This window comes from Thalassotalea litorea, assembly GCF_005843925.1.
GTDB lineage: Bacteria > Pseudomonadota > Gammaproteobacteria > Enterobacterales > Alteromonadaceae > Thalassotalea_A > Thalassotalea_A litorea_A.
The window spans coordinates 338,153-350,950 of record NZ_VCBC01000002.1; the positions used below are offsets into that span (position 1 = coordinate 338,153).

General features: G+C 43.8%; 12 protein-coding genes and 1 rRNA gene. 7 read left to right on the plus strand and 6 right to left on the minus strand.

The genetic code is table 11. The features are described from left to right. Positions 1–96 precede the first annotated feature (96 nt). The gene (smrB, locus tag FE810_RS01895) at positions 97–636 is read left to right on the plus strand and encodes an endonuclease SmrB (protein WP_138318328.1); all 540 of its coding nucleotides are present in this window, start codon (positions 97–99) and stop codon (positions 634–636) included. Between the two features lie 50 nt (positions 637–686). On the opposite strand, the gene sixA is transcribed toward smrB, so the two are convergent. From sixA to FE810_RS01915, 4 genes are all read right to left on the minus strand, one after another. After that, positions 687–1,163, minus strand: coding sequence for a phosphohistidine phosphatase SixA (gene sixA, locus FE810_RS01900; protein WP_138318329.1), 477 nt, complete (start codon positions 1,161–1,163; stop codon positions 687–689). 263 nt (positions 1,164–1,426) lie between these two features. Beyond that, on the minus strand, positions 1,427–2,491 hold the full coding sequence (locus tag FE810_RS01905) for an efflux RND transporter periplasmic adaptor subunit (protein ID WP_138318330.1): 1,065 nt from the start codon (positions 2,489–2,491) through the stop codon (positions 1,427–1,429). Next, positions 2,481–5,831, minus strand: a complete 3,351-nt coding sequence (locus tag FE810_RS01910; RefSeq protein ID WP_138318331.1) for an efflux RND transporter permease subunit — start codon at positions 5,829–5,831, stop codon at positions 2,481–2,483. The genes FE810_RS01905 and FE810_RS01910 overlap by 11 nt, the downstream gene beginning before the upstream one ends. 30 nt (positions 5,832–5,861) lie before the next feature. Then, positions 5,862–6,164 (minus strand): ArsR/SmtB family transcription factor, encoded by a 303-nt coding sequence (locus tag FE810_RS01915; protein WP_138318332.1) that lies wholly within the window; start codon positions 6,162–6,164, stop codon positions 5,862–5,864. Positions 6,165–6,336: 172 nt separating this feature from the next. On the opposite strand from FE810_RS01915, the gene FE810_RS01920 reads away from it, so the two are divergent. The 4 genes from FE810_RS01920 to FE810_RS01935 all read left to right on the plus strand — a co-directional run bounded on the left by FE810_RS01920 (position 6,337) and on the right by FE810_RS01935 (position 8,481). After that, on the plus strand, positions 6,337–6,558 hold the full coding sequence (locus FE810_RS01920) for a YgaP family membrane protein (RefSeq protein WP_246036840.1): 222 nt from the start codon (positions 6,337–6,339) through the stop codon (positions 6,556–6,558). Between the two features lie 3 nt (positions 6,559–6,561). Next, on the plus strand, positions 6,562–6,909 hold the full coding sequence (locus tag FE810_RS01925; RefSeq protein ID WP_138318333.1) for a rhodanese-like domain-containing protein: 348 nt from the start codon (positions 6,562–6,564) through the stop codon (positions 6,907–6,909). 255 nt (positions 6,910–7,164) lie between these two features. After that, complete coding sequence (locus FE810_RS01930) at positions 7,165–7,689, plus strand: DUF4136 domain-containing protein (protein WP_138318334.1); 525 nt, start codon at positions 7,165–7,167, stop codon at positions 7,687–7,689. A 72-nt stretch (positions 7,690–7,761) separates the two neighbouring features. Beyond that, the gene (locus FE810_RS01935; protein ID WP_212744442.1) at positions 7,762–8,481 is read left to right on the plus strand and encodes an SGNH/GDSL hydrolase family protein; all 720 of its coding nucleotides are present in this window, start codon (positions 7,762–7,764) and stop codon (positions 8,479–8,481) included. Between the two features lie 12 nt (positions 8,482–8,493). Here the strand turns inward: FE810_RS01935 and FE810_RS01940 are convergent, their stop codons facing one another. Beyond that, complete coding sequence (locus FE810_RS01940) at positions 8,494–9,708, minus strand: hypothetical protein (protein WP_138318335.1); 1,215 nt, start codon at positions 9,706–9,708, stop codon at positions 8,494–8,496. Positions 9,709–10,013: 305 nt separating this feature from the next. On the opposite strand from FE810_RS01940, the gene trhP reads away from it, so the two are divergent. Together trhP and FE810_RS01950 are read left to right on the plus strand one after the other, a co-directional pair. Next, positions 10,014–11,417: a prephenate-dependent tRNA uridine(34) hydroxylase TrhP gene (gene trhP, locus FE810_RS01945; protein WP_370738910.1), complete on the plus strand. Its 1,404-nt coding sequence runs from the start codon at positions 10,014–10,016 to the stop codon at positions 11,415–11,417. 2 nt (positions 11,418–11,419) lie between these two features. Further along, positions 11,420–11,674 (plus strand): YfhL family 4Fe-4S dicluster ferredoxin, encoded by a 255-nt coding sequence (locus FE810_RS01950; RefSeq protein WP_138318336.1) that lies wholly within the window; start codon positions 11,420–11,422, stop codon positions 11,672–11,674. Between the two features lie 814 nt (positions 11,675–12,488). Here the strand turns inward: FE810_RS01950 and rrf are convergent. Continuing rightward, positions 12,489–12,603, minus strand: a 5S ribosomal RNA gene (rrf, locus tag FE810_RS01955). Between the last annotated feature and the right edge of the window lie 195 nt (positions 12,604–12,798).

Here is a 12,798-nt window from a genome sequence, read left to right on the forward strand (position 1 = left end):
ATTACTCCAGCATTGGACGACTGCAACTAAGATAATTATCACCCAAAATTCTCGCCAGCTATTTTCTTGATGCCTTGCATCCATTAAACTAGCAAAATGAAATCTAAAACACCCCTAGACCGGCAGGAAAAAGAGCTTTTTGAACAAGCGATGGGTTCGGTAAAACCCATGTCGCAAGACAAGGTTAACTTAAAAAAACCGACACAATCGCAAAAAAAACAACAAAGCCATCGCTTAACATTTGAAAAACAACAATTTCATTTTTCGGATGAATATGAGCCCCAACTACCCAGCACAGGACCGATGAAATATGTTCGGGAAGATGCCGACAGCTTTGAAGCCAAGCTATTGCGTCGCGGAGAATATGCTCCGGAGCTTATTTTAGACCTGCATGGCCTCAAACAACAAGAGTCAAAGCAAGAAATTGCAGCTTTATTAGCAAGTTGTATCAAACAACACGTTAAATGTGCCTGTATTATTCACGGTATCGGTAATCGCGTACTGAAAACCAAAGTACCGCACTGGTTGGTTCAACACCCTGATGTACTCGCCTTTCATCAGGCGCCACTGGAATGGGGTGGTATGGGAGCGTTACTGATATTGCTTGATTTACCCGATGATCCATTTTGTAAATAGCATCAGCAACATTTGCTACAACTCAGCTAAATCAACTCAGCTAAATCAACTCAACAAAAGTCGTCAGGCGTATAGATCCCTTGATAATGCCCGGTCATTTGCTCCATATCATAGTCAATATGTGCGATTGCAGCGGTTACAAATACTGGCGTACTTTTCTCAATACTCAGTTGTGCGGTCAAATAACTCACCAATGGCATATGCGACACAATTAGGATATTTTTCCAGCGCTCTAAATTCAACGTACCATCGAGGTAATCATGACAATCACTGGCGGATCCTGAGGGAGTGAATAATGACAAGGTTTGCACCGCGAGTGTTCCACCAAATCTCTCATTCATTAATGCTGCGGTTTGTTGGGTGCGGGTATATGGACTGACTAAAATCGCATCCAGACTTACTTGCTTTTTCTCAAGCCAGCGTGCCATCACCTGTGTTTCAAGGGCACCTAACTGGGTTAATTGGCGGCTCATGTCGCTGTCAGATTGAAGCTCGGCTTCACCGTGACGCATGATAAAAATATTCATTAACAGTGTGGGTCTGAAATTATTCTTGGTTCAATTTGATACTAGCATCAATATTTCACAAGTAGTACCGATTGCGACGTTTATTCGCAAATATTTACAACGAAAATGGAAGTCGCTGTTCTACCGTTGAAAATCCGAGATTTTAAATAAGTAAATCAAGGCCAAGTCTGATAAACGATAAGGCTGACAGGAGGATACAACTCCTCCTGATTTACATCGAATTTAGTTTCGCTGCCGTTCGAAATTCGTGCACAAGTCGCTTGCTAGGGTTTGGCATCAGGAAGCACGATGGTCTCTCCCGAACTAAGCCCTGAAATCACTTCAACGTGATCGCCAATCGTTCTTCCTATTCGTACGTAGCGACGAGTTAATTGATCATTATTTGCGACCCAAACCATATCCATTTGACCAAATCGGCGCAGGTAGTCTTTTTCAATTAATAATTTATCAATCTTACCGGTATTGACTAATACTCGCGCAAACAAACCCGGCAACAACTGAGGATTGAATTCAATGTCCGTTTTCACTTCAAAACTTCTGGCATTGGCATCCGCCGCGGGAACAATCTCCCCGACAGTCCCGTTGAGCGTTTGCTGTAAACTGTCGATTGTCACTTGAACCTGATTGCCAATAGATAAGCCAAGAGCCACCGATTCGCGAATGTTGGCAACCACCTGCAGACTCGAGGGATTATAGAGACTCAATAATGTCTGCCCTGGCGTCGCCATATCACCTGGCTCAGCGATACGATCGACCACTCGTCCGGAAATGGGCGATTTAATCGTGGCATAAGACAGTGCGGATTGAGCTTCCTGTAATGCCTGTTGCGCGCCTTGCAATTGAGCCGTGGTTTGTCTTGCATTGGCGCTGGCATTATCCAGTTCACTTTTTGATACCAGCCCCTTTTGCTGCAGTTGTTGTACTCGTTTGAGGTTCCGAGAAGCTTCATCCGCCCTCGCTTTAACGGCGCTTATCTGTGATTTGGCCTGTGAAACTCTGGCATCCAAGTCACTGCTATTAAGCGTAATGAGCACATCCCCTTTTTCGATCCGTTGTCCGGCTCGAACATTGATGGTTTCAATTCTCGACAAAATACGACTGGATACCAAGGTAGCATCCCGAGCCTGTAATGCGGCCGGAAATGTTTCAAAGTCGTCCAATTGTTGCAACTTTACTTGATAAGGTGAACGATAGGTCTGGGCCGGTGGCGTTAATTCATCCGGGGCAACCTGATCGTTAAACGTTCCTGCTAACCAGGCTATCGCCAGTAGTAAAGCACCAATCGCCAATAATGGCGCCACAATTTTTTTCATTAGATTACGATTCATTTACGGAACTACCTTTTGCAATAGGGTTTGTGTCAAACACCAGGAAATAGACCATCGGGACTACCAGTAGTGAAAATAAAGTGGATGCGACAATCCCGAAAATAATGGCCAAAGCCAGGCCATTAAAAACCGGGTCTAAAGTAATAATAAGGTTACCTAATAAGGTGGTACCGGCAGTTAAAAGTACTGGTCGCATTCGTACTTCACCGGCTTTAAGTATCGCCTCTTTTATATTCGCGCCTGCACTTCGAGCATGGGAAATAAATTCCACTAGGATTAAAGAATTGCGTACAACGATCCCCGCTAATGCAATCATTCCTATCATTGCCGTTGCGGTAAACAACACAGGTTCTGGTGCGCCCGCTATCTGCCTTTCGCCAATCAGGTTCATGAATAAAAAGCCGGGCATAATTCCGATAATGGTTAATGGTATGGCTGACATAATAATCAATGATAAGGCGGTGCTACTGGTTTGCCATTTAAGGACGATGAAAATTCCGGTTAAAGCGAACGCAAATGCGATCCCCATATCTCGAAATACATCGATGGTGATCCGCCATTCACCTTCGCCAGAAAACGAATAACTGGTTCCTTCGGGTAAACTCCAGCCGATACCAGCGCCCGAATTTAGAAAAGTCCGTTGCTGCCATGGCGCCATCGAAGACGATGGTTGATTATAATCCGCGCTAACGTCGGCGATAACATCCGCCGGAGTGCGCCCAGAGATTTCCGCCGTCACGTAAATAACCGACTGTAAATCTTTGCGCATAATTGGCTGGGAAACCACAGTACTTTGCCAACGCCCTAGTTCCGCAATCGGAACAATGGGTTGTGGTGCGTTCTCTAGCCCGAGTCCTTGATTTTGTTGGGCAATTCCCATTCGACCTTTTAGCTGCAATGCCAAAACATGGGTTAGATCCTGGCGCGATTCGTAGGGGAGTTTAACTGTGATCGGTGTTGGCTCTGCATCATAAGGTCGCTGGTAAACACCCACATTTTCCCCGTCAACGGCGATGGTCAGTGCCCGGTTCACTTCCTGAGTAGAAATTCCAGACAATGCCGCTTTTTGTTTATCAACAATGAATCGCTGCACCGGTTGGTTGGCGGTCATACTTGTATCGACTTCAACCACATGTGCCTCTTGTTGCAGACGATTGCGCAATTGTTCAGCGGCCTGGAAATGCGCGTTGGCATCCACCAGGGGATCGGCATAAATTTCTGCCACCAGCGTGCTCATTACCGGCGGTCCCGGTGGAACTTCCACGACCTTTATCGAGATATCGGCAGTTTGCAATGGTTGCAACAGCTTTCGCAACCGTAGGACAACGCCATGAGATTGATGCTGACGCTGATTTTTATCCACTAACAAAACACGGATATCGCCTAGATGATGCCCCTGACGCTGATAATATCCCCGTACCAGACCGTTAAAATCAATAGGCGACGATTCTCCGATATACACGGCAAGCGCTTCAATTTCTGGCAGTTTGTGGGCAAGTTTTGCGACTTTCCCGGCCATCGACGCGGTTTGCTCAAGTGAAGTGCCTTCTGGCATATCGAGCAATACCTGGATCTCATTTTTATTGTCAAAAGGAAGTAATTTCAGCGGTACTGCCCGGAATACAGGTAAGGCTGCAGACGCTAAAAACAGGATTACAACAAGGATTAACGACAACTTTATACGATTACGACTGGCAAGAATTGGCGTTAAAACCTTCCGATATATGCTAGGGTTTTGTGGCTCTTTGTGGGCAGAGGAAGGGGTTGATGTTCTCAGAAGTTTTGATGCAAGCCAGGGAGTGACCAGAAATGCAACTAAGGTTGAGATCATCACAGACACCGGCACATTAAATGCCATCGGTGCCATATACGGCCCCATCATGCCGGTAATAAATGCTAATGGAATAAACGCCAGGATGATGGTGAGTGTCGACATCAATAACGCCGGGCGAATTTCCTGCATTGCTGCAACAATACTGTCCTGGGCATTACGACCTTTTTGTCGCAGCGTGCGTTCAATGTTATCGATACCGGTAATAGGATCGTCCACGAGCAACCCAAGAGAAAGAATCAATGCGAACAGCGTTACTCGATTAATGGTATAACCGAACATATAATCGAGGATCAGGGTGAGGCCATAGCACACAGGCACCGCTAAGCCGACCACGATTGCAGGTCGCCAACCAAGGAACACGCCGATAAAAATCACCACGGTGAATATTGCAAACGCCAAAGAAGACGTTAGATTATTGACTTTGTCATTGGCAGTTTGACCATAATCACGAAGCAGTTTTAGCTCAACCTCAGATGGTAAGATAGATTCTTTAATCTCTTCCATGGCGGCAAGAACATTGGTGCTTACTGCCACCGCATTACTGCCTTTTTGTTTGGCAACACTGATGGTGACTAAGGGAAACTGTTGTGGATAATTTAAGCCTTTCGACGCAACCTTAGAATTATTGGCCGAGTCTTGCGTTTTGTGACTCGCCGCCAATTCCAGCCACTGATAGTTTTTTAACTCTTGCGGCCCGTCAACAACCGATGCGACATCCTTTAATAGGACAGGCTTGCCGTTTATTACGTTAACTACCATATTTTCAATCTGGATAACGTTACGAAACACATCGCCTGACTCAATCATTACTTGGTTTTGCGCTAGCGTCAAAGACCCGTGACGCGTTAACTGGTTAGATATATCCAGCGCGTTTATGACATCAAGAACACTGGTCTGCCGTGCGGCAAGCGCCTGGATATCCAAATCAATTTGCAGTGCGCGTTGACGGCCACCAACGACCTGAATTTCACTGGTATCATCGATGCGCTGTAAAAATGTAGAGATTTCCTGAGCAAAACGACGCAATTGATAGTCATCATATAATTCAGGTTTGGTACTGTATAGTCCCAGCATAACGATGGGAACATCATCAACTTCCTGAGGTTTTACCTGCCATCGGTGTACGACTGAGGGCAGTTTATCCTGATTCGAATACAACTTATTGTAAGTATTTACTATCGCCTTTTGTCTTTCTTGTCCGACGTGAAAACGTAATGTCACCACTAACTGGCCATCTAAAGAGGTGGAATAGATATGTTCAACACCGGAGATTTGTGACAATAGTTTTTCAAGCGGGATCGTCACCTGACGCTCAACCTGGTTTGCGGTTAAATTAGGTGCAAGTACCTGAACATCTATCATCGGCACGACAATTTGTGGCTCTTCTTCTCTTGGCGTAATCTTTAAAGCAAGCAAACCAAGCAGTAACGAAAGAAAAAAGATTACCAGGGGGATCTTGCCCTGCAATGAGCGGGCAACAAGGCCATCAATGGGATGATTGCTCATCGGCGGTGCTCCCAAAAATCACGAATTAAATTAGTTTTCATTTTTACAAAATACTTCATAAAGGCGTTCAATGATTTTTACCGCTTTATCGTCACTGATTGCATAGTAAATCGTTTGCGCATCACGCCGGGTTTTAACAACGTTTGCCTGTCTTAGTGCAGCTAAGTGCTGAGACAATGCCGATTGCGCCAAGGGAACCTGTTCATTCAGTTCAGTTACTGAACACTCGGAATTCATTAATCGACATAAAATCATTAACCGATTTTTATTCGCTAATAGCTTTAATAACTGCTCAGCTTTTTCCGCGTTGCCGGTCATTGCTTGCATATCCATCTTTCCCTCCAGCTCTATTAATAATCCGTGATAATTAAGTTTAATCAATCATCGCTAATGGAATTTTACAAAAAGTATAAACCATTAAATTAGAAAACACTAATATTAGATCTTGCTAATTTAACAAACTCTAATATACTAACGATAAACCAGTCATCTATTTGGAGTCATTATGAATAACGATACTGTCACAGCGAAGTCAAAATTCAGCATGCATCAGGCACTAAGGTTGATTGCCGGGGTGATGATCCTTGTGAGTCTTGCGCTAACGTATTTTGTTCACCCAAATTGGGTGTTTTTTAGCGTATTTATTGCGCTAAACTTAATTCAGTCGGCATTTACAAAATGGTGCCCTATGATTACGATATTAAAAAAAGCAGGCCTTAAGGAGTAATGAATGCTGAAATCAATACCGGAATTAGTCAAAGAAGCCAGTGCTAACGTAAGAAAAATTAGCGCGGCGCAAGCGCAACAGGAAATGGCGAATAAAGATGCGCTCCTGATTGATGTGCGAGAACCTATTGAACACCAAAAACACGCAGTCCCTGGTAGCGTAAATATCCCCAGAGGCGTGCTGGAAATGCAGTTGGTCGAACGAGAAAAAGACCCTGCAAGGCCTATCTATTTGCACTGTGCCACCTCCGGCAGAGCGACCTTCGCGGCAGAGCAACTGGCCCGGGTTGGCTATAAAGACGTAACGGTAATCAGCTGTAAATTTGCCGATATTGTTGAATCCTTTAGTTAAAATTTATCCAGTTCAGGCTCACCAAAGAGCCTGAACTTTTGTTCAATAGCGTACCGAGAATGTTTAAAACATTCATCCCACCTCCTAGTGAATTCTCTTGTTGTGATCCAAAGCCGTCAAAGTTTTTAACCATCAGAGCGACTCTAAGCCTTATTGACACAAAATCCGAAAAAATATTTTGCATGGTCTAGACTTAAAATATTTCGTGATCCCGCCGTACACATCAACTCAAGAAACAACAAAAGGTATATTCCTATGGCTAACCTGAGAATATTAATCGCTGTCGTCGTGCTAACTTTATCAGCGTGTTCCAGCGTCAATGATGACATAGAGATCATGTCTGATGTCGATCCTAAAGTAGATTTTATCGGCTACGATACGTTCGCCTGGATGGGCTCTGCGGTGGTTGCATTTGATGAACAAGGACAGTGGGAGCCACCGGGGTTTGATGCGGATAAAGAAGTTAAGTTCTATATCGATCGCGAACTACGCGCACGAGAAATGAACGAGGACTCCTATAACCCAGATATGCTGGTGACTTATGTTGCCGGAGTGGATATGGACAACATCGAAGAGATTAACGCCAAAGATAGCACGTTACCTAGTTTGTCTAACGTACCCAAAGCGGCTTTGGTCATTGTATTTTTTGATGCGCAAACCGGCCAACCAATCTGGTATGGTGCCGCAGAAGGCGAGGTTCAGGAAAATCAGAGTGTGATGGATACCAAAGAGCGCCTTGACTATGCCGTGTCGAAAATAATGGATGAGTTTCCGAAATAACGGTTATTGATGCAAGTCTGATCTTTTCCCTGACTTGCTCGTATAATTTTAAATCATGCGTTACGGGTTTTAATGATGGATGGATATCTTTCAGGTTTGGCGTTACTTCCTATCTTGCTGCTGCAAGGGAAACAAGTTCGCAGGCAAACCCCCGTGCTTCCAGAACCTGTCGGGCCTCGTATCGGCGTAGGTGGTCATGGTAAACCTCTGAAGCTATTGATTGTTGGAGACTCTGCCGCGGCCGGCGTAGGCACTCATCAACAAGATACTGCGCTGTTAGGGCAAACATTAGAGCATCTGAAGCAGTCGTTCGAAGTAAGTTATCAGCTCATTGCACGATCGGGTGCCACTACCGCAGAGACGTTGACGGTATTGGAGACCCTGCCAAGCCAATCGTTTGATACAGTAATTACTTCCCTTGGTGTCAATGACGTTACCAGCTCAGTTACCTTGTCTACCTGGAGACAACAGCAAGCAATGTTAAGAAGCCTGCTTCAGGATAAATTTAATGCGAAACAAGCGATCATAACCAAGGTCCCACCAATGCACCGATTTCCGGCGTTACCGAACCCGTTACGCTGGTACCTGGGAGACAGAGCTAAGCGCTTTAATGATATATTGACTCAGGATGTAGAATTAGAGCATAGGTGCCAACTGCTCAATTTAGAAATCGCCGAAAAACATATTCCGATGGCCAGTGACGGCTTTCACCCTGGACCCGATATCTACCATCGCTGGGGAAAAAGAAGCGCTTACTTGATTAAGCGATTTCATTGTGAACATTCAAATTAAACAATCCAACACTCATGGCGATATGTATTCTGCAATCCCTAAAGCTTCTTGCACGAAATTGCACTCAGCATTTCTTCCTTCGGTTTGATAGAGAAAATCCGCTTCATCTTTAAGGAGAGTTTTGGATTGGATTTCTCCGTAAATGTCCATATATTCAAGCCACTTTCGAGCTAGCCCTTCATCAAAGTGCAGCATGATAAAAGACTCGTCACGAGCTGTACTCATATTGTCCTGCCGAAGTCTATTTCGATTTTTAACCGATGTTGCCAATCCTTCCGAATTGCCTTTGGACTCATATACGATGGACTGCAAAGTCGTACCAACCGTCCTATTGAATGTTGATTTACTTCTATCAAAAAGTTGATCCCCCAGAACCAAGCAAGCTTCTGAACGAATAACATCATCCGAATTCGCTTTGCACCATTTTATTATCGGGCTCACCAATGGCACATTTTGAAAATTGAACACAAGCCCATCTGAAACGTTTAGACTAAAATCACTTACCTCAGCACCTTTCAAAGCTTGAGTGTAAATCAAAACCCTTTCTCCAAACCTTTCGTTAAAAAAAGATGCCTGTTCCATTAGCTCGATATGAGCTATTGCTTCTTCATCTACCCCTTTCGAAAGAAAAAATAAAACTGCTGAAAAATATAGCGCCGCATTATTACTGTCTGATATCAATAATTCACTAATCAGCGATTCTCTGCACCTTGTATCCTTAGAACCAATACAGGCAATGATGATATCGTTAGAAACAATTGGATTGCCAGGGTGTTTTACGTGATGCTCTATCAACAAGTCAAATCTTGTTTTATTTTCAGGTGGTGTTGCAAAAAGGGCATAATGAAGTGGTTTTGCGGAGGTTAACTGCTTTTCTCTCGCTAGTATTCGCTTGGATTCATAAATTTCAATATATTTTTGAAACTTAGTTTTTCGATCCTCATGACCATACATTGATTCCGGGAGACAATCTAAAAAATCCGGCTCTGCATCATCGATCTCAAATGAGCTTCCTCGTTCGTTCTGAAGTTCCATTGATTGGTGCAAACCTTCTTTCTTCGTATCGTCCGAGTCAGTTTGATTTACATCATTTGCATTTCCTGTATTGATATACGTATTTGGGATTAAGCTATTGGCTGATTCTAATTGACGGTTGTTAGACCACGTCCACAAGAACCAAGCTGAAATGACGAACAAAACTACCGTTACAAGTCCTTTTTTAAGCATTGTTGAGATCTCTTTCTTACAACACAAGCAAGAACTGACTATATAACATTGAACCTTGGTTTTAAACAACAACCAGTTAATCCTCATGGAGTCAGTCTGTTACATACGATTTATGGCTATCTTCGGTAGTTCCCAGTAATAAAAAGTGTAAATTCCATCTGCCCGAATATGGTTATTAGAAATTTGTTACAAGACCACATTAATACTAGGGTTATCTATCGTTATCACGTAAAATTCAGCCATAAATTTTTATCAAACCCATTAGAGAATTAAGTCGCTAAAAATGCGACTTAAAGAGTAGTGAGATGATGGCAACCAAAAACACCTTTGTACCCGAATTATTGTCCCCAGCTGGCAGCTTAAAGAACATGCGTTATGCGTTTGCTTATGGCGCAGATGCCGTTTATGCCGGACAGCCAAGATACAGTCTGAGAGTTCGTAACAACGAGTTTAACCATGAAAACCTGAAAACAGGGATCGATGAAGCACACGCCCTTGGTAAAAAATTATACGTTGTTTGTAATATTCAGCCTCACAACTCCAAACTAACAACCTTTATCGACGATCTCAGACCGATTATTGATATGGAACCCGATGCTCTGATTATGTCTGATCCTGGCTTAATTATGATGGTTCGGGAAACATTTCCACAAATGCCAATTCATTTATCGGTACAAGCCAATGCGGTTAACTGGGCAACGGTAAAATTCTGGGCCGCAAATGGCGTTGAGCGTGTCATTGTTTCCAGGGAACTTTCATTAGAAGAAATTACAGAAATTCGCGAACACTGCCCTGAAACTGAATTGGAAGTCTTTGTTCATGGTGCTCTATGCATGGCCTATTCTGGCCGTTGCTTACTTTCCGGATATATCAATAAGCGAGACCCGAATCAGGGAACCTGCACCAATGCTTGTCGTTGGGAGTACAAGGTCGAAAAAGGCAAAGAGGACGAGGTCGGTCAAATCGTTGAAGAATTTGACCCTAACCAAACCCAGTCTGTGGAAGTTCAAGAACAGCGTCCTGATGTCGCTATTGGGAAAGGTAAGCCTATTGATGAAATGGTTCTGCTTTCAGAAAGCCATCGTCCAGAAGATAAAATGGCGGCATTTGAAGATGAACATGGTACTTACATCATGAACTCCAAAGATCTTCGCGCAGTTCAACATGTTGAGCGCCTGACTCAAATGGGCGTACATTCATTGAAAATAGAAGGTCGTACTAAATCATTTTATTACTGTGCGCGCACCGCTCAGGTTTATCGTAAGGCTATAGACGATGCTGTAGCTGGCAAACCGTTTGATCAAAATTTAATGGGCACTTTAGAGAACCTGGCGCATAGAGGTTATACGGAAGGTTTCCTGCGACGTCATACTCATGATAGTTATCAGAATTACGATTATGGTTATTCGGTTTCTACCAGCCAACAATTTGTTGGTGAGTTTACCGGTATTCGCCGTGGCGATTTGGCAGAACTTGAAGTTAAGAACAAGTTCATTGTTGGCGACAAGCTTGAATTGATGACACCTCAAGGTAATGTCACATTTACCCTGGAGCATATGGAAAACCGAAAAGCAGAATCAATCGATGACGCTAAAGGCAGTGGCCATATCGTTTATATTCCGGTACCTGCAGATTTAGATTTGCAATATGCTTTGCTAATGCGAAACCTGAACGATGGTCAGGATACCCGTAATCCTCAAGGTAAATAACGATGGCGTTGTTAATTACTAAAAAATGTATCAATTGTGATATGTGTGTACCGGAATGCCCAAATGATGCAATATCTATGGGCAAATCCATCTTTGAAATCAATCCTGACCTTTGCACAGAATGTAAAGGCCACTATGACAAGCCAACATGCCAATCGGTATGCCCTATCAGCAAATGCATCATTACCGATCCAAATCACATCGAAACCGAAGACCAGCTGTACGAAAAATATGTGGTCGTTCAGGGGTTGGCGTAAACGAAAATTAGGTATGAGGTGGAGTTGACGACATTCGTCAATGGTTTTGGTCATGGATGACCTATATGCTAAAAATGCACAAATACATGGATGTATGCAGGTAGAATAACGCACAAGTATATGGATGTGCGCAGGTAGAATAACGCAGGAGCAGTTATCGAGGAGCAGTTATCGAGGAGCAATATTTTGGTGGAGTCGAATCAAAATACGATTCGAGGTTGGAGTCGAAATACAAAGCATTTCGAAGAATTAGCTACCTAAACGCGACGGTGAGAGCGTTTACTCCCTCCTCGGTAGACTCCACCCAAAATGCGACGCAGGGAGTATTTTCTCCATCTGCGCTCGCTTCCCTGAAACGCAAAAAGCACGCTCATCTGAACGGGCTTCTTTATTTGTGATTCTTCCACTGATATTCAATATTTACGCGGCCTAGCGATTATGTCCAGGGATGGACGGTAAAGCGACGTTTCATGGATGGTTAAACGTCGCAAAGCTACAGGGATGTAGTGAATGTCGAAAATGCACAAATACATGGATGTATGCAGGTAGAATAACGCACAAGTATATGGATGTATGCAGGTAGAATAACGCAGGAGCAGTTATCGAGGAGCAGTTATCGAGGAGCAATTTTTGGTGGAGTCGAAATACAAAGCATTTCGAAGAATTAGCTACCTAAACGCGACGGTGAGAGCGTTTACTCCCTCCTCGGTAGACTGCACCCAAAATGCGACGCAGGGAGTATTTTCTCCATCTGCGCTAGCTTCCCTCAAACGCAAAAAGCCCGCTCAAATGAGCGGGCTTTTCTGAATTAGGAGCCTAGCGATGACCTACTCTCACATGGGAACTCCCACACTACCATCGGCGCAATTGCGTTTCACTTCTGAGTTCGGCATGGGATCAGGTGGTTCCACAACGCTATTGTCGCTAGACAAAAACTGGTTTAATTTTGAATAATGTCTGAATCAACCAATTCGATTCAAACCTCATTTAAAATGAAACGTTATGTTTTAAGTTGAAAAGCCCGCTCAAATGAGCGGGCTTTTCTGAATTTGAAGCCTAGCGATGACCTACTCTCACATGGGAACTCCCACACTACCATCGGCGCAATTGCGTTTCACTTCTGA